The sequence below is a fragment of the Oscillibacter sp. CU971 genome, from assembly GCF_905219725.1.
In the GTDB taxonomy this organism is placed as follows: domain Bacteria; phylum Bacillota; class Clostridia; order Oscillospirales; family Oscillospiraceae; genus Oscillibacter.
Genome location: NZ_CAJMXG010000004.1, coordinates 1 through 17950 on the forward strand (window position 1 = coordinate 1; position 17950 = coordinate 17950).

General features: G+C 61.5%; 14 protein-coding genes and 1 pseudogene. 11 read left to right on the top strand and 4 right to left on the bottom strand.

Features of this window, described 5'->3' with window-relative positions:
- Positions 1-282: 282 nt before the first annotated feature.
- The 9 genes and pseudogenes from JX325_RS00645 to JX325_RS00685 all read left to right on the top strand — a co-directional run.
- Positions 283-498 (top strand): annotated as a pseudogene (locus JX325_RS00645) (recombinase family protein); the annotation flags it as partial.
- 427 nt (positions 499-925) lie between these two features.
- Complete coding sequence (locus JX325_RS00650) at positions 926-1543, top strand: peptidylprolyl isomerase (RefSeq protein WP_204789252.1); 618 nt, start codon at positions 926-928, stop codon at positions 1541-1543.
- 554 nt (positions 1544-2097) lie between these two features.
- Complete coding sequence (locus tag JX325_RS00655) at positions 2098-3639, top strand: bifunctional oligoribonuclease/PAP phosphatase NrnA (protein WP_204789253.1); 1542 nt, start codon at positions 2098-2100, stop codon at positions 3637-3639.
- A 572-nt stretch (positions 3640-4211) separates the two neighbouring features.
- Positions 4212-5108, top strand: coding sequence for a polysaccharide deacetylase family protein (locus JX325_RS00660; RefSeq protein ID WP_204789254.1), 897 nt, complete (start codon positions 4212-4214; stop codon positions 5106-5108).
- Positions 5109-5141: 33 nt separating this feature from the next.
- Positions 5142-6167, top strand: a complete 1026-nt coding sequence (gene pheS, locus JX325_RS00665) for a phenylalanine--tRNA ligase subunit alpha (protein ID WP_204789255.1) — start codon at positions 5142-5144, stop codon at positions 6165-6167.
- A 34-nt stretch (positions 6168-6201) separates the two neighbouring features.
- Positions 6202-8895, top strand: coding sequence for a phenylalanine--tRNA ligase subunit beta (pheT, locus tag JX325_RS00670; RefSeq protein ID WP_204789256.1), 2694 nt, complete (start codon positions 6202-6204; stop codon positions 8893-8895).
- Positions 8896-9005: 110 nt separating this feature from the next.
- On the top strand, positions 9006-9251 hold the full coding sequence (locus JX325_RS00675) for an IreB family regulatory phosphoprotein (RefSeq protein WP_204789257.1): 246 nt from the start codon (positions 9006-9008) through the stop codon (positions 9249-9251).
- A gap of 220 nt (positions 9252-9471) precedes the next feature.
- A complete protein-coding gene (locus JX325_RS00680) occupies positions 9472-9780 on the top strand; it encodes a hypothetical protein (protein WP_204789258.1) in 309 nt (102 codons plus the stop codon).
- Positions 9781-9837: 57 nt separating this feature from the next.
- On the top strand, positions 9838-10749 hold the full coding sequence (locus JX325_RS00685) for an SH3 domain-containing C40 family peptidase (protein WP_204789259.1): 912 nt from the start codon (positions 9838-9840) through the stop codon (positions 10747-10749).
- A gap of 1031 nt (positions 10750-11780) precedes the next feature.
- Here the strand turns inward: JX325_RS00685 and JX325_RS00690 are convergent.
- Positions 11781-12416, bottom strand: a complete 636-nt coding sequence (locus JX325_RS00690; protein WP_243413848.1) for an RNA polymerase sigma factor — start codon at positions 12414-12416, stop codon at positions 11781-11783.
- Between the two features lie 66 nt (positions 12417-12482).
- On the opposite strand from JX325_RS00690, the gene JX325_RS00695 reads away from it, so the two are divergent.
- Complete coding sequence (locus JX325_RS00695) at positions 12483-13562, top strand: helix-turn-helix transcriptional regulator (RefSeq protein ID WP_204789260.1); 1080 nt, start codon at positions 12483-12485, stop codon at positions 13560-13562.
- Positions 13563-13693: 131 nt separating this feature from the next.
- On the opposite strand, the gene JX325_RS00700 is transcribed toward JX325_RS00695, so the two are convergent.
- The 3 genes from JX325_RS00700 to mltG form a co-directional block, all read right to left on the bottom strand.
- Complete coding sequence (locus tag JX325_RS00700) at positions 13694-15091, bottom strand: NAD(P)/FAD-dependent oxidoreductase (protein WP_204789261.1); 1398 nt, start codon at positions 15089-15091, stop codon at positions 13694-13696.
- Positions 15092-15138: 47 nt separating this feature from the next.
- Positions 15139-16356, bottom strand: a complete 1218-nt coding sequence (locus tag JX325_RS00705) for a U32 family peptidase (protein ID WP_204789262.1) — start codon at positions 16354-16356, stop codon at positions 15139-15141.
- Positions 16346-17524: an endolytic transglycosylase MltG gene (gene mltG, locus JX325_RS00710; protein ID WP_204789263.1), complete on the bottom strand. Its 1179-nt coding sequence runs from the start codon at positions 17522-17524 to the stop codon at positions 16346-16348. Before mltG ends, JX325_RS00705 begins: the two co-directional genes overlap by 11 nt.
- Positions 17525-17699: 175 nt before the next feature.
- On the opposite strand from mltG, the gene JX325_RS00715 reads away from it, so the two are divergent.
- The gene (locus JX325_RS00715) at positions 17700-17948 is read left to right on the top strand and encodes a hypothetical protein (RefSeq protein WP_204789264.1); all 249 of its coding nucleotides are present in this window, start codon (positions 17700-17702) and stop codon (positions 17946-17948) included.
- Positions 17949-17950 lie beyond the last annotated feature (2 nt).

A 17950-nucleotide genomic window follows, 5' to 3' on the forward strand; every position in this document is an offset into this window, starting at 1 on the left:
TCAAACAATATAATCCCACTGCCGCTTTGCCTAAAGATGCCACAAACTTGAATGGCGCACTACTTTCAGAAAATGGCTTGCATAAGTTTTGTGACACCACAGATATAAGCGGTCGAAATTATCGCAAAGGTGTTTAGCAAATCTTTGAGGGGGCCTTTAGTGCATATTGAAATCCTGCCATGCATCAAAACTTACCATGTACTCAGAGGGAAGCCTTTGAACGAATTACTTTGGCAAGTCAAATGATGTACATTTTGTTAGGAGAGGGGTATAAGTGAGTTAATGAAAGCAGTGATCTACGCTCGCTATTCCTCTGACAACCAGCGAGAGGAAAGTATTGAGGGCCAAATCCGGGAGTGTACTGCCTTTGCCGGGAAAAACGGTATTACAATCTTGCGCCACTACATTGACCGGGCCTTTTCTGTCAAGACCGACAACCGCCCGGAGTTTCAGAACATGATAAAGGACAGCGGCAAGCGGCTGTTTGATATGATAATTTATGGATATTTTCCGGCTGGCCGGATGTTCGAATGTAAGTATAGACTCGCGGATCTCAAAGCGTCTCCTGTGGCGGAAAAGTCCGGTTCGGATTTGGATTGCTTAACTGCACCAGCTCAGAAATTCCGCCACCGTTCCGTTTCCGGCTCCGCCGAAAACTGCACTATGGCGGGAATTTCTTCGCTTTCCGCCGCGATTTGCTCCGCTGTATTCGTGGCGGAGCGGAGACGGGGACGCGGGTTGGGGGCCGCTTCTCTTTTATCAGGAATCCACAAGTTGCATTGATAAAAGAGAAGCAGGGAAGCATCCCGCACGTTGGTACGGGATTTTTATGGAAAACGCCTCTCTGTCTCCGGCTTTTCAGCGCCGCTTTTGCCCTATCGCTGCGCTTCTATCAAACAATCTCAAAGGGAAAGGATTGGTTATTATGAAAAAAAGAATCTGCGCTGTGGCGTTTCTGGTCTGCATGACCGTTCTTTTGGGAACCGGCTGTCGCGGGACGCAGCAGCCGGAGACGGCGGGACAGGAAATGCAGGAGTCCGGCACGGCGGAGAATGCTTGCACCGCGGTCATTGAAATCGAGGAATACGGCGCGATTACGCTTGCGCTGGACGCGGACGCGGCGCCTGTGACCACGGAAAATTTCGTGTCGCTGGCGCGGGAGGGCTTTTACGATGGTCTGACGTTCCACCGCATCATAGAGGGGTTCATGATGCAAGGTGGCGACCCCAATGGCGACGGAACCGGCGGCAGCGGGCAGACGATCAAGGGGGAATTTCGCAAAAACGGCGTGGAAAACAGCTTGTCCCACACCCGGGGTGCGATCTCCATGGCCCGCTCCAACGACTGCGACAGCGCCAGCTCCCAATTCTTCATCGTCCACGAGGACAGCACCTTCCTGGACGGCAGCTATGCCGCGTTTGGATATGTAACGGAAGGCATGGAGGTCGTAGACGCCATCTGCGCGGACGCGGAACCGACGGACGGCAACGGCTTCATCGCTCCCGAGGCCCAGCCGATGATTCTCAGCATTACCGTTCAATAACTGGATGACTCCCGCTTTTCGAATGTTCTCATCGAAGAGCGGGAGTCTTTTGCCCTGAAAGCCTTGCGGGTCTTTTTTTAGCACGTCGTACCATTTTTCAGCCGCCGTCTTTTGGGGCTGGAATCCCCGGCGCGGCCTGTCGAATGTTGTACTTTTCTCTCGCTTGTGATATGATGTGGCTCGGTTCGCAACTGTCGCGGATACCCGGCTCATAGTATGGAGATATAAGGAGGGAATGGTGAACAGGCGAAGCATACGCGGCACTGGCGGGAGACGTCTCCGGAAGCGAAAAGGCCTCCTCCGGAGCAGCCGGATTGACCGGCCGCCTGCAAACGCGGAAGCGCCGGGCCGGCTTGCACCGCTGTCCGTTTGCGCTGTAAAACCTTCCGTTTTTATAAACTTGAAAAGTATGTATTGAAAAAAGAGACAACGGCGGATATAATGGGAAGCGCCAGCCGGTATGGATAGGGGAAGAGCCCTTTTTGCTGCTGTGCAACAAAGAGGCGCGGTGTTGTTTGAGACGGCGCCAAAAGTTGACGAGGAGGTACGGTTTGATGACATTAGAAGATTTACTGCGCTATGAAAATATTGTAATCCAATGCCATGATGACCCGGACGCGGACGCCATCGCCAGCGGCTACGCGCTGCTGAAATACTTGGAGAGCAAGGGGAAGTCCCCCCGGCTGGTATACAGCGGCGGACGGAAGGTCACGAAAAACAATCTGCTTTTGATGATTGAGAAGCTGAACATCCCTCTGGAACACCTGCGGGGGATGGACGGCGAGGCCGAGCTTTTGGTTACGGTGGACTGCCGGGCCGGACAGCGCAACGTATCGGCGCTGCCCTGCCAGACTCTCGCGGTCATTGACCACCACGAGCTTGACATGGGGGAGGTCCTGCCGGAGCTGCAGGAGGTGCGGCAGGACTGCAGCGCCTGCGTCACCGTGATATGGGCCATGCTGAAAAAGGCCGGGTTCCCCATTGAGGACCGCCTGCTGTCCACCGCTTTGTACTACGGCCTGTACATGGATACCCAGAAGTTCAAGGGCACCGAGAAGCTGGACCGGGAAATGCTGGACGCCCTGCGGTTCGATTGGGACATCATTCTCCTGCTCCAGAGCGCGGCCCTGGCCCTGGATGACTTCCGGATCGCAGGCAGCGCCTTTATGAATCTGCGCTACCATCCGGACTACCATTTTGCCCTGGCCCCGGTGAACACCTCCGAGCCGTACATGCTGGGCATCGTCAGCGACATGATGATGGACGTCCATGAGCTTTCCGTGTGCGTTGCCTATTGCCTGCTGGAAAGAGAGCGGTGCGTCAAGGTTTCCGTGCGCTGCTGCAAGCGAAGGGATCGGGCGGATGAAGTGGTGCACTGGCTTGTCCGGGACATGGGGAACGACGGCGGCGGCGACCGGACCAAAGCCGCGGGACGGCTGCCGCATGCTTTGCTGGAAAAGAACTGCCCGGACGGCAATCTGCTCTATACGGCCGGAGAACTGATTTTCCAGCGGCTGACCGACTATTTCCACACCCCCCTCAAGCGGCTCGCCCCCAGGGCGGAGGAGTATGAGCCCGCGCGGGCGGAGGAGTTCTGCAAAGAGAAGGCGGAGCTTTACCACAAGAAAAAGGCGCTTGCCGGTTATGTGCGGACCATGGACATGTTCCCGGAGGGGACGGAGATTCTTCTCCGCACGCCGGAGGGGGATATCATCAAGAAAACCGCCCCCGAGCTCTGCATCCTGATTGACGAGAGGCACGAAGTTTCTTACATCACGGAAGAGACTCTGCGGAGAGATTATGAGCTGACGGACGAGGAATTTCCCATGGACGGAGAATGGCTGTGGCAGCCCAAGGCGTACCACGCCGGCAAAAAAGAGGCGATGCTGCTGGCTCCCTGCGCCAAAAAATGCGTGGCCAAGGACAGCCCCCGCATCTGGGCCGCCCAGCTGAACTGCCGGCTGGAGGTCCTTGTGTGGGGAGACTGGCATTTGGGCGAAATTGGGGACTGGCTGGTCTGCCAGGAGGACGACCACCAGAACGCGTACGTTATCCCGGGGACGGTTTTTGAGCAGTCCTATGAGCNGGTGGAGTAAGCCGAAGGCGGAAGGCCCCGCGCTTCTTCCCGGCGGCNCCCGGCGGAGTGCCGCGGTCCAGGCGGAAAACGGGGCGGACGCATGGACGCATTTTGAATAGACAAAGGCAAAGGCCCGTTCCGGTTTTGGAACGGGCCTTTGTTTTTGCCTTAGAGCAGTTTCCGGAAATAATGAGAAAAAAGAAAGCGGGATTTTCAACCGCTCCCTTGCCCTTGAGCACGCCGCGAAAAATATCGAAAACTTCCCTCTTGCATTTCTCCACCCCCTGTGCTATAAATAATAGGTAACATCACAAATCTGCAATGAACGGGAAAATAACGATCACGCCTCGCCAAGAGAGGAAGGGCCGCCGGCTGCAAGCCCCTCCGCGACGCGCCGTTTGGTTCGCCCGGGAGCCGCCGTGGAGACACGGCCGGTCCGCCCTCCGTTACCGGGGCCTCGAGAGCGCGCCGCATGGCGCGAATTTGGGTGGTACCGCGGAAGGGCTTGCCTTTCGTCCCATGATTCTGGGGCGGAGGGTTTTTTCTTTTGCCCTCTCCCCCTTGACTTTTTTGAGAAAGGATCTGACTGCCATGTATTCCCTTCCCCTGGCGCTGGCGGCGTCCCTGGTGCTGTCCGCTCCCTTCTCCCCCGCCGCCGTCCTTGCCGCCGTCCCGGAGCCGCCCGCCATTCAGATCCGGCAGGCCGCCGTCCCGGAGGTTCCCAAGGTCTATCCCTCCTCGCCGGAGGGCGCGCCGGTAACCTATGAGCTCCATCTGCCGGTGCTGATGTACCACCATGTGGTCCACGACTGGCAGGAGTGCAACGAGATGACCGTCACCGAGGGGCGGCTGGAGCGGGACCTCCAGTGGCTGGCGGAGAGCGGCTATGAATCCGTCCTCCCCCGGGAGCTGGCGGCGGGTGAGCCCCTGCCGGAAAAGCCCGTCCTTATCACCTTTGACGACGGTTACCGCAGCAACTACGACCTGGCCTATCCCCTCCTTCAAAAATACCAGACCAAGGCCGCCATTGCCGTCATGGCCTATATGCAGGACAACCCCGGGGGGAACTTCCTCACCTGGGACATGTGCCGGGAGATGACCGCCTCCGGCCTGGTGGANATCGGCTCCCACGGCTACGCCATCCACAACCTGGACGGGCGCATGGGGAACTTCGTCGCCGGCCAGGCCAACGGCGTCCAGCGGCGGAAGGGCGAGTCCGATACCGACTTCTACTGCCGGGTGCTGGACGACCTCCGGTACAGNTTTGACCGCATCGCCCTGGAGACCGGAGCCCCGCCCACCTTTTTCGCCTATCCCTTCGGCAAGACGGACCCGGACGCCGACGCCTACCTGGAGGACCTCTTCCCCCTGACGGTGGTGACGGGGCCTGGAAAATACGCCGCGAACCTCTCCAAGGGGCTCCACAAGCTGCCCCGCTTCACCGTCACCATGGAGCGCTCTCTCGCGGCGCTGCTGAAAAACACGTAAGCCAACCACATCCAAGAAAAGGAGTAGCAGTCTATGAAAGAACAGTTGGAAGCCATCCGCNAGGGGGCCCTGGAGGCCATTGCCGCCGNCCAGGAGACCGCCGGGCTGGAGGCCCTCCGGGTCAAGTACCTGGGCAAAAAGGGCGAGCTCACCGCCGNCTTGAAGCAGATGGGCGGCCTCTCCGCCGAGCTGCGGCCCGTCATGGGCCAGCTGGCCAACGACGTCCGGGCCAGCCTGGAAACCGCCATTGAGCGCCAGTCCGGCATCCTCTCCCAAAAGGCTTTGNAAGCNCGGCTGGCGGCGGAGGCCGTGGACGTGACCATCCCCGGGAAGAAGCCCCCCATGGGCCATAAGCACCCCATGTATTCCGTGCTGGACGAGATGAAGGAGATTTTCCTGAACATGGGCTTTGAGATCATGGACGGCCCGGAAATCGAGCAGGCGGATTACAACTTCACCAAGCTCAACGCCCCGGAAAACCACCCCTCCCGGGACTGGACGGACACCTTCTATTTGACGGAGGACTCCTCCGTCCTCCTCCGCTCCCAGACCTCCCCCATGCAGATTCGGGCCATGGAGGGCTACGGCGTGCCCATCCGCATGATCTCCGCCGGGCGGGTGTACCGCAAGGACGAGGTGGACGCCACCCACTCCCCCATGTTCCACCAGATCGAGGGATTGGTAGTGGACAAGGGCATCACCATGGCGGACCTCAAGGGGACGCTGAACGCCGTCATCCGGGAAATCTACGGCCCGGAGACCGTCACCCGCTTCCGCCCCCACCACTTCCCCTTCACGGAGCCCAGCTGCGAGGTGGACATCCAGTGCTACAAGTGCGGCGGAAAGGGCTGCCCCACCTGCAAGGGCGAGGGCTGGATTGAGATCCTGGGGGCGGGCATGGTCCACCCCAAGGTCCTGCGGGGCTGCGGCATCGACCCGGAGGAGTACTCCGGCTTTGCCTTCGGCATGGGGCTGGAGCGCCTGGCCCTGGGGCGCTATAAAATCAGCGACATGCGGCTGATTTTCGAAAACGATATCCGGTTCTTAGAACAATTCTAACCCACCGCTAAATGAAAATGAGGAGTTATCAGCNATGAAGCTATCCCGTAAATGGTTACAAGAATTCGTAGACGTGGGCCCGGTCAGCGACCGGGACTTCGCCGAGGCCATGACCATCTCCGGCTCCAAGGTGGAGGTCACCGAGGACCTGGGGGCCGAGATCAAAAACGTGGTGGTGGGCCGCATCGACAAGATGGAGCGCCACCCGGACAGCGACCACATGTGGGTCTGCCAAATCGACGCCGGCCAGGACGAGCCCGTCCAGATCGTCACCGGGGCCTGGAACATCCATGAGGGGGACCTGGTCCCCGTGGCCAAGGACAACTCCTGGCTCCCCGGCGGCAAGCACATCACCCGGGGCAANCTCCGGGGCGTGAAGTCCAAGGGGATGCTCTGCTCTTTGAAGGAGCTGAACCTGGACGAGCGGGACTTCCCCTACGCCGTCATCGAGGCCGCCGCCCTGCTGAACGACTACAAGCCCATCGACCCGGAGAAGCCATCGATTCCCAAGGACGTTATCCCCGGATACAAAATCTTCGGGGATGTGAAAGCCGCATTTGTCACAGAGGTTCTTCCCGATGGCAATGGACGCTTCCTTGTAGAGTGCGACAGCGGCGGGCGGACCCACAAAATTGGGACCAGCTGCCCCAATATCCACGCCTGCGACACCGTGGCCCTGGATATGACGCGGGAGCATATCTGCACCCTGGCGGACCTCCACGCGGAGCAGAAGGAGTTCCCCCACTGCATCCCCGACNGCATCTTCGTCCTCCACGAGGACTGCAAGCCCNGGGACGACATCCGCCCGGTCATCGGCGCGGACGACCATGTGGTGGAATTTGAAATCACCCCCAACCGCCCGGACTGCCTCAGCGTCATCGGCCTGGCCCGGGAGGCGGCGGTCACCTTCGGCAAGCCCCTCCAGCTCCACGACCCGGAGGTTAAGGGCGGGGCGGAGGGCGCCCTCCCGGACCTGCTGGACGTAGAGACCCCGGACCCGGACCTCTGTCCCCGATACACCGCCCGGATGGTGCGGAACGTGAAGATCGGCCCCTCCCCCAAGTGGATGCGGGAGCGGCTCCGCTCCAGCGGCGTCCGGCCTATCAATAACATTGTGGACATCACCAACTATGTGATGCTGGAATACGGCCAGCCCATGCACGCCTTTGACTACCGCTATGTCAAGGGCGGGAAAATCGTGGTCCGCCGGGCCCGGGCCGGGGAGGAGCTGACCACCCTGGACGGGAACGTCCGGAAGCTGACCCCCGATATGCTGGTCATTGCCGACGACACCCGGGCCGTGGGCCTGGCGGGCGTCATGGGCGGACTGAACAGCGAGATTGTGGCGGACACCGTGGACGTGGTCTTTGAATCCGCCAACTTCGAGGGCAGCTGCATCCGCAAAACCGCCCTGGCCTTGGGAATGCGGACGGAGGCCTCCGCCAAGTTTGAAAAGGGCCTGGACATCCTCAACACCCTCCCCGCCGTGAACCGGGCCTGCGAGCTGGTGGAGCTGCTGGGGGCCGGAGAGGTGGTGGACGGCGTCATTGACATCCTGAACTACGTCCCCAACCCCGTCACGGTAAAGTTCGAGCCGGAGAAAATGAACCGCTTCCTGGGGGTGGACATCCCCGAGGAGGACACCCGGAAGACGCTGGCCGCCCTGGGCTTCGGCCTGGAGGGAGACGTTATCACCGTGCCCTCCTGGCGGTCCGACGTGGAGCACTGGTCCGACATCGCCGAGGAGGCCGCCCGGTTCTACGGCTACAACAACATCCCCAACACCCTCTCCGCCGGGCTGAACGAGCGCCGGGGCTGGAATCCTGTCCAGCAGGCGGAGAACGCCGCCGGGGCCCTCTGCCGGGGAATGGGGTACAGCGAGATCATCACCTATTCCTTCATCAGCCCCGCCTGCTATGACAAAATCAACCTCCCGGCGGACTCCCCCCTCCGTAACTCCATGAAGATCCTAAACCCCCTGGGGGAGGATACCTCCATCATGCGCACCACCACCCTGCCCTCCATGCTGGAAATCCTGGCCCGGAACTGCCACTACCGCAGCAAAGCCGTCCGGCTCTATGAGCTGGGCCGGACCTACTTCCCCAAAAACGACGGCTCCGGCATGGCTGACGAGCCCAAGGTGCTGTCCCTGGGGGCCTATGGCTGCGGCATGGACTTCTTCGGGATGAAGGGCGCCGTGGAGGCCGTGCTGGAGGGCCTGCGGATTGAGGGCTTCCGCTTCGAGGCGGAAACCGCCAACCCCTCCTATCACCCGGGCCGCTGTGCCAGGGTCTGCCGGGGAGAGCGCCTCCTGGGCACCCTGGGCCAGATTCACCCCGCCGTGGCGGAAAACTACGGCGTGGACTGCGAGCTCTACGCCGCGGAGCTGGACTTCAGCGCCCTCTTTGAAGGCATGGGCGGCACGCCGGTCTATGAGCCCCTGCCCCGCTTCCCCGCCGTCACCCGGGACATTGCCCTGGTCTGCGACAAGTGCCTCCCCGTGGGCAAGCTGGAGGAGTGCATCTGCCGGGGGGCCAAGGGACTTTTGAAGGGCGTCCATCTCTTCGACGTCTACACCGGCAAGGGCGTGCCCGATGGAAAGAAGAGCGTGGCCTTCAATCTGGAGCTCCGGGCCGACGACCGCAGCCTCACCTCCCAGGAGGCCGACGAGGATGTGAAGGGCATTCTGGAGCTGCTGGCGAAGGAGCTGGACTCCGTCCTGCGCTGAGCCGGAGGGCTTCCAGTAAAAATCTTTCGTAAAATTCCCGCCGAAACCCTTTACAGTCCGGAAAAAATCGAGTATACTAGAACGTGACCAGAAAGGAAGGTGGTGTACCTATGGACGATTTCACCAGAAAGTTCAGTCTCGCTTTGGAAAAGGACGAGGAGATTCATCAGATTCTCTCCACCGTTTACAAATCCCTGGAGGAGAAGGGCTATAACCCCATCAATCAAATCGTGGGCTATATCCTGTCCGAGGACCCCACCTATATCACCAACCACAACAACGCCCGGACCCTGATCCGCAAGATTGACCGGGACGAGCTGCTGCAGGTGCTGGTGCGGAAGTATCTGGGTCAGTAACAAAAAGAGTTACAAATTGTCATTAATTTCGACGCGCATCCCGTGGAACACGGCCTGCCGCTCCCCAAGTGGGAGGCCATGTTCCACGGGATTTTTGCGTTTTTTGTCAGATATATCTAAAGTGCCTGGTTCTTTTTCGTCAGATTGCTCAGATTCCATTGTTGACAAAACGGGAAAAAGATGTTACAATTTGGTTACAAAATTTTTGAGGGAGGTTTTTATGGCTGGAAGCAAGAACAGCAAAACCGAAGGCCTTGTGTATAAGGGCCATCCGCTCCGCCGGACAGGAAACTTAATCTACTACGGCACGATGGCTGAAAAATATATCATCATGATGCAGGTATTGGAGACGAAGAAGGAGCAGGACCTGGACCTGGCCTCCAAGGTCTCCATCCAGCTTCAGCTCACGGACCCGGATCTGAAATCCCGGGACCGGGTGGTGAAGAAAAGCGAAAAGGACAGCCTCTACGCGGCGATGGACATCGCCACCGTCTGGCTGAACCGGGCCCTGGCAGGCAAGGAGAAATAAAGCCGGCCGCTTACCCCAACCGTTTTACAAAAGATACGAGAAAGGAAGCAACCACTTATGAATCGACTTGCTGGAAAAGCCGCCAAGGTTCTGACGCTTACCCTGATGACCATGCTCTGCCTGACGCTGACGGCTTTCGCCGCTGAAGGAGACCCCCTGGTGGTGGGCATCGGCAAAACCACCGGCTCCTCCCTCCGCCTCCGCTCCAACCCATCCCTGGACGCCTCCGTCATCACCATGCTGGACAAGGACTGGATTATCGCCGTGCTGGGCGAGGCCGACGGATGGTACCATGTGGCCCACAACGGGGACGACGGATACGTNTCCGCCGATTTCTTCTCNATGAGCGAGGAANCCGAGTTCGAGTACTACGGCCGGATCAACGCCCGGGGCGTCAACGTCCGGGCCGAGTCCAACATCGACAGCGAAATCGTGAACAACCTGGGCCTGGGCTCCGGCNTCACGGTCANCGGCATTGAANACGGCTGGTATCACATTACCGGTACATACGGCGAAGGCTGGGTCCGCAGCGACTATATCAGCCTGACCAACGAGACCCCCCTCACCCCCGGCGCCAGCGTGGGCGACAGCAGCATCGTGGACTTTGCCCGGCAGTACCTGGGCACCCGGTACGCTTACGGCGGCGCGGCCCCCGGCGGCTTCGACTGCTCCGGCTTCACCATGTATGTGTACAAGCAGTTCGGCGTGTCCCTGCCCCACACGGCCACCGGCCAGTGNCAAAGCGGCCTGGGCACCCGGGTGTACAGCCTGGGCGAGCTCCAGCCCGGCGACCTGGTGTTCTTCAACGACCCCGCCCGGAACGCCGGCAAGGCCTGCTCCCACGCGGGCATCTACATCGGCGGCGGCCAGATGATTCACTCCTCCTCCTCCCGGAGCGGCGGCGTGATTTACTCCGACTTNACCGACGGCTACTACAATACATATTTCGTGGGCGGCATTCATATCTGATTTCCTTTCAGAGCATAAAAGAGACACGGCTTTACGCCGTGTCTCTTTTTCNCGTCTGCTCTGTGATTCAACGCAAGGGAATCTCTGCCGTGCCCCAGCGGACGGCCACGGCCTTGCCGAGGTCGACGGGAACCTCGAAGGGGCCGAATTCCTCGTTCCAGTTCTCGCCGCCGCTCCCCACGGTATCCTTCAGAAAGACNTCNCTCCCATCCTCCATTACCACGGAGAGGGCCGCGCCGGGGTAAATCCCTTCCTTGGGTTCCGACCAGCTATGGCGAATCCGCATCCCCAGGGGGGACAGCCGCAGATACNCCATGGTCATGGTCCCGCAGTCCGCGTCCTCCACCGTCACTCCGGCCACGTCCGGCGTCAGGCTCTCGACGCCGCCGGAGTGAGCCCCGATGTTGAAGTCCCAGCCGCCGGTGAGAACGGGCGTGTAGATCTTGTCCGGGCTCTGGACCCAGAGGCCGGGAATGTGGAGAATCTTGTCCGCCCCGTCGCAGAGGTCCGTACCCTCCAGGGACCAGAGGCGGATGGCGGCAGTGAGGACATTATCCGTTGGGTCGTCGTTCAGCCATGTGTAATCCAGGGTGCAGAGCACATCCTGCCCGGCGCTGTCTGTCAGGGTGAAGCGCTCCTCAAGGGTGTCGCCGAAGAGCTGGTAATAGCCCTCGTCCTCGCCGTAGTCCGGCAGGACCGTGCCCTCCGGNGCGCGGATTTCCAGCATCAAATAGTAGAAGTCCTGGTCCCCGAAGGCCGCCAGGGGGGTCATGGTGGTCCCGTTGGACTCCGCCGCCGGGAGCTCCCGGCTCAGGGTTTCGATGATCTCCTGCTGGGTTTCATCCAGCCGCCCGAAATAGCGCTCCCACAGCGTCCCCGCCGCCAGGGCGGAGCCCGCCAGCACCACCGCCGCCAGTGCCGCCGCCAGGCCCCGCCTGGCCCAGCCCATGGAGCGGCGGGCAGGGGCGCCCTCCATCAGCGCCTCCGTCAGGGCTTCCCGCCCCGCGGGGGTGAAGGCCACCCGGTTCATTTCAGTCTGAANAGCATTCTTGTCCATAGCTGCCTCCTAACATGGTCCTCAGCTTCGCCTTGCCCCGGTAAAGCCAGGTGCTGACCTGGGCGGGCCGGCAGCCCAGCAGGGCGGCGATTTCGTCAACTCCGTATTCCTCATAATAGCGCAGGTAAACGGCTTGCCGGTACTTCTCCGGCAGGGCCAGCACCGCCTCCAGCACCGGGCTCTCCCCCGCTTCCGGCATGGTGACCGCCGCGTCCGCCGCCGCCTCGAGAGAGACTCTTTTCCGGGCCCAGGCGGACTTTTTCAAATCCTTGCAGCAGTTGATGGTCACACGCAGGACCCACGCGCGCCGGCGCTCCGGGTCCGGGAAGCGCTCCGGGCAGGTCAGCAGCTTTAAAAGCACCGTCTGGCACACGTCCTGGGCGTCCTGGGGATTGCCGGTCCAGGTGTAAGCCACCCGGAGCACCGTATCCGCCCAGCGCTCCACCAGCGCCTCCGCCTCCTGGCGGGTATAGGTGATCTGTTCCGTAGTATCATCTCCTTTTGAACGGCCCGTTCTGCTGATAAAACGAATCAGGGGTNTCCTATCTGTCAGGATGGGGAAACTTTTCTCCGCAACCGCCCCGGTTGCGGGGCCGGTTGGTGGACGCAACCGGCGCAACCTGCTATACTGAGGCCATGAAACATGTTTCGGAAACACTGGAAGGAGGATATACCCATGAATATTTCCGACATCATCAAACAGGCCAGGGAGGAACTGGGCATGACCCAGGAGGACCTGGCGGAACGGCTGGAGGTCAGCCGCCAGGCCGTCAGCAAGTGGGAGCTGGGGGCCTCGGTCCCAAGCCCGGAGAATCTGCGGCTGCTGGAGGAGCTCCTGGGGGTCGAGCTTCCCGCGCCGGAGGCGGCGGTCCCTCAGGAGGCGGTCCCCCAGGCCCCGCCCAAGCCGCCCTTCTGGAACTGGAAGCGGGTCGTGCTCCTGGTTTTGGGGGTGCTGGTCGTGTCGGCCCTGTTCTCGGCCGCCCTGTTTACCGCCCTCAGGGCGGAGACGAACGTGGACGCGCCCCTCCGGACAGAGCCCCATGTCACCGGCGTCTATTTCTTCGATGAAGACGCCGCGCCCCTCCGGCCAGACCTGGGGGACGGGTGGAACCGCTTCACCGCCGGAGAGCGGGTGCTGATGCTGGTGACATTTGAGGACGGCGCTGAGAACTCCGTCAACGCCGTCTCGCTGTTCCTGACCCCCACGGGGACGGAGACCCTGGACCAGCGGCGGCAGGTCGCCGTCCAGGCGGCGGGAGAGGGCCGGGACTTCGCCCTCTTCGCCTGGGACATCCCNGNGGACCTGATGGGGCACCTGGAGGTGGCGCTGGAGTGCGGCGGCGGCCTCCAGGCTACGGAGACGCTGAATGTCACGGCGCCCTCCTCCTACATGGAGGACCAGGGGATTCCCGGAATCCTCAGCCTGAGCGCCAAAGAAATCACCGCCACAGAGGGAGACACCGGCCACTACCTGCTGGAGGCCCTGGGGGCCCCCATGGCCGAGGTGGAGTGGAGCACCTCCGACCCCGAGGTGGNCCGGGTNGNCAACACCGGGACCGTGTTCATTGAGGGAGAGGGGGAGGCCGTCATCACCGCCAGCTGGAAGGACCAGACGGCGGAGTGTTTGGTCCATGTGCTTCCCAAAGCCACAATCGTGGGCACGGAGGGAAACACGGACCTGCCGGAGGGCGAGCCGGGGGGGATTGCAAAGAGTGTACCCGCTCCCCCGACGTATGAATCCCGTAAGGCTGGATAAGACTGGGCAGAAAAAATCAGGGCCTTGACGGCCCTGGTTTTTTGTTGGTCGGATTCTGCCTTGCCGTCGCTTTGACTTGGTTCTCCACCAGACAGCCAGAGCGGACTTAAAGTTCTTTTGCTCCTTTTCTTTCAAGAAAAGGAGGCCAGCTTTCGTCCCATGAGCACTCCCATGGCGGAAGACATCATCAGCCCTCTCGTCCAGCCGGAGGAATCCCCCAGACAGTGGAGGCCCTGCAAGCTGGTGTTGAAGTCCGTGTCCATCTTCACCCGGTTGGAGTAGAATTTCAGCTCCGGGGAGTACAGCAGCGTCTCATAGGAGGCGAAGCCCGGCACCACGTAGTCCATGGCCTGGATGAAGTTGATGATGTTCACCATGGCCCGGTAAGGCATGGCGGCGGTGATGTCCCCCGCCACCACGTCCGGCAGGGTGGGCCGGATGTTGGACTGGGCCAGCTCCTTCTGCCACGTCCGCTTGCCGTCCAGAATGTCGCCGAAGCGCTGGACCAGAATCTGGCCGTTGCCCAGCATATTGGTCAGCTCCCCCACTTTCCGGGCGTAGGCGATGGGCTGGTTGAAGGGGACGCTGAAATTATGGGAGCAGAGGATGGAGAGGTTCGTGTTGTCGCTTTTGAATTCCTTATAGGAGTGGCCGTTGACCACCGCCAGGTCGTTGTCGTAGTTCTCCTGGCTGACAAAGCCTCCGGGATTCTGGCAGAAGGTCCGGACCTTGTTCTTGAAGGGCTTGGGCCAGCCCACCAGCTTGGACTCGTAGAGGACCCGGTTCACCATCTCCATAACCTCGTTCCGGACCTCTACCCGGACGCCGATGTCCACGGTGCCGGGAGCGTGGGCAATGTTGTGCTCCGCGCAGAGATTCTCCACCCAGTCCGCCCCCCGGCGGCCGGTGGCCACCACGGTGTGTTTGGCGTGAATCTCAAAATCCTGGCGGCGGTCGGAGACTGTGACGCCCTTGCAGACGTCGTTCTCCAAAATGAGGTTTTGGCACTCGTAGCCAAAGAGGATCTCCACGCCGTTCTCCTGGAGATAGCGCTCGATGCCGAGATAAATGTCGTGGGCCTTCTCCGTGCCCATGTGGCGGATGGGGCAGTCCACNAGCTTGAGGCCCGCCTGGATGGCCCGCTTGCGGATCTCCTTGCGGTCCTCCGGGTATTCCAGGCCCTCGATGTGGGTGTCCGCGCCGAAATCCAGGTAGATTTTGTCCGCGTAGTGAATGGTCTCCTGGGCCAAATCCGTGCCGATGAGGGTGGGCAGATCCCCGCCCACCTCATAGCTCAGCGACAGCTTCCCGTCGGAAAAGGCCCCCGCGCCGGAGAAGCCGGTGGTGATGTGGCAGTAGGGCTTGCAGTTTACGCATTTGTTGGTCTGGCTCTTGGGGCAGCGGCGGTTTTCGATGCTCTGCCCCTTCTCCACCATGACGATCTTCTGCCTGCTCCCTTTTTTCAGCAGCTCCAGGGCGGTGAAAATGCCGGCGGGACCGGCTCCCACGATGACGACGTCTGCGTTCATAGCGGCTTCTCCTTTTTATAGATTCTTTTTAAAAGTAGTTTTATCTCTCACTTGGCCGACAGGTCCTTGGCCCGCCGGACAATGGTCCAGGGGGGCACCGGCCGGGGCAGCTTCATATGGAAGACGCTCTGGGGCGTCCGGGGCTCGAAGAGGGGGAGGCCGTCCGCGTCCGTCATCTCGGGAACGGTCATCTCAAAAGGCCGCAGGCCCGGACCCACCAGCTCCACCGTGTCCCCGGCGCGGAATTTGTTGCGCAGGGACAGCGCGGCGTTCCCCTCCCCGCCGCAGTCCGTGACGATGGCGGCTACCTGCCACTCCCGGACATACCGGGCGTCGTCGTAGTACTGGCCCGNCGGGCCGTAGAANAAGCCNGTGGAGTAGGGCCGGTGGCTGACGTGCTCCACCTCGTCCCGCCAGACGGGGTCTATCTCCTCTCCCGCCGCCNGGGCGTCCAGTCCGTGGCGGTAGGCGNCGGTGACCACGGCGGCGTAATAGGCGGACTTGGCCCGGCCCTCGATTTTCAGGCTGTCCAGGAATTGGAGATCCTCCAGGTGGTCGATCATACACATGTCCCGGGAGTTCAGGATGTAGGACCCCTGGCCGTCCTCCTCTATGGGGAAGAACTCGCCGGGGCGCTTCTCCTCCACAAGGGCGTACTTGTACCGGCAGGGCTGGGCGCAGGCCCCCCGGCTGGAGTCCCGGCCCGTCATATAATTGCTTAGGAGGCACCGCCCGGAATAGCTGACGCACATGGCCCCGTGGACAAAGGCCTCCAGCTNCAAAGAGGCGGGGGTCTTGTCCCGGATGGTNCGANNCTCCTCCAGGCTCAGCTCCCGGGCCAGAATCACCCGGGAGGCCCCCAGGTCGTGCCAGGCCCGGGCGGTCTCGTAATTGGTTACCCCGGCCTGGGTGGAGACGTGGCGGGCCGCGTGGGGCGCGTATTTCCCCGCCAATTGGAAGGCCCCCAGGTCCGCCAGGATCACCGCGTCCACCCCGGCGGATTCCAGCACCTCCAGGTGGGCGGGGAGGCGGTCCATTTCCTCATTCCGGGGCATGGTGTTGACGGTGCAGTGGACCCGGACCCCGTGGGCGTGGGNGAAAGCCACGGCCTCCGCCAGGCCCTCGGGGGAGAAGTTCCCCGCGAAGGCCCGCATGCCGAAGTCCGTCCCCGCCAGATACACCGCGTCCGCCCCGTAGAGCACCGCCATGCGCAGGCGCTCCAGGTCCCCCGCCGGGGCCAGCAGCTCCGGCCGCTTATCCGCCATATTCGGCACTGTTGACGAAGTTGACATGTTCGTTGTAGGTCTCGAAATAGTGGTGCTTGCCGTCCTTGCNCAGGGCGTAGTAATAGTAGCCCGTTTCCTCCGGCTCCAGGGCGGCCTCGATGGCGGTGAGGCCGGGGTTGGCGATGGGCGTGGGGGGCAGCCCCGGGTACTTATAGAGGTTGTAGGGGGTGTCCGTCTCCAGGTCCTCCTGGGTGATGGCCCCCTCATGGCCCGGCAGACCGTAGAGCAAAGAGGCGTCCACCTGCAAAAGGCCGTTGGTTCCTCCCTTGTTTCCGGAACCCTCCAGGCGGTTGTAGATGACGGAGGCGATGCGGGCCTGGTCGGTGCCGTCGGTCTCCCGCTCGANGAGGGAGGCGATGGTGACGATCTCCTTCAAGTCATAGCCCTTTTCCTGCCAGGCGTCCAGCAGCCCGTCGTCAATTTTGCTGTTGAAGTTTTTGATCAGGCGGTTCAGGGCGCTCGCGGGCTTTTCGTTTACATAGAACTCGTAGGTGTCCGGGAAGAGGAAGCCCTCCAGCCGGCTGATGTCCTTGGACTCGTTGTCGATGAAGTCATAGTCGAAGTCGGCGGTCTGGGCCGCTTCCGTNAGGGCCGCCTCGGTGTTCACGCCGTTTTTCGCCAGCNCGGCNATGGTCTGGGCCACGGTGTAGCCCTCGGGGATGGTGACCTGGACGGTCTCCGCCGTCATGTTTCCGGCGGCGCTCCGCATCCCCAGCACCAGGGCGTGGTAGTCCATGTCCGTGTTCAGGGCGTGGGAGCCCATGCCGATCTTTTCCTCCGCGTGGGTGACGTTGGCGTAGAGCTTGAAGAACCAGGGATACTCGATAAGCCCCGCGGCCTTCAGCTTGTCAGCCACGGTGTCCACAGTGTCNTCGGAGGAGACCTCCANCACCATCTCCACCGGCGNGGANCCCGCCCGGTTGAACGAGCAGAAGTCGCTGAACAGCAGCCAGCCNGCNCAGCCCAGCAGGGCCGAGGTCAGGGCCACGAAGATCAGGTGCAGCAGAAGGAACAAAAGCGGGTGCATCCTCCGCCGCCTCCGGCGGCGCTTCTTCTGAGGGGGACGCTGGGAAGACGGAGCGGGCCGCTCCCGCCGGACCTGTCCGGCGTCCCAGCTGGCGGTGTCGCTGTTGTGGTATTCGGCCATGTTGAAAACCTCCTCGCGCGGCGCGCTCCCCCNGAAAATCCCCCCTTTAAAAAAGGACAGGATGAATTTTCAGGGGGTCAGGCTCCCGGCGGAGGCCGGNAGCATAGAATATCTCAAATCCAAGGTCCTGACGCCGCCGAGACGCGGCCCCGGGTCCAAAGAAAGGTGACTGACTATGTGCTTTAACAATGGAAACGACAACGGCTGCCTGTGGATCGTCCTGATCATCATCCTGTTCTGCTGCTGCGGCTGCGGCGGCGGGAACAGCTGGGGTGGAAACAATTGGGGCGGAAACAACTGGGGCGGCTGCGGATGCGGCAACTGCGGCTGCGGCGGGTGCGGCGGCTGCGGCGGCTGCAACGGAGGGTGCAGCTGCGGCTGTAACTGCAACTGCAACTGCGGCTGCAACGACTCCTGCTGCTGAGT

What these genes read in the sequence shown, in the direction of transcription:
- JX325_RS00715 (WP_204789264.1), top strand. Translation starts at nt 17,700, where the DNA reads ATGTGCTTTAACAATGGAAACGACAACGGCTGCCTGTGGATCGTCCTG.
- JX325_RS00680 (WP_204789258.1), top strand. Translation starts at nt 9,472, where the DNA reads ATGGCTGGAAGCAAGAACAGCAAAACCGAAGGCCTTGTGTATAAGGGC.
- JX325_RS00675 (WP_204789257.1), top strand. Translation starts at nt 9,006, where the DNA reads ATGGACGATTTCACCAGAAAGTTCAGTCTCGCTTTGGAAAAGGACGAG.
- JX325_RS00650 (WP_204789252.1), top strand. Translation starts at nt 926, where the DNA reads ATGAAAAAAAGAATCTGCGCTGTGGCGTTTCTGGTCTGCATGACCGTT.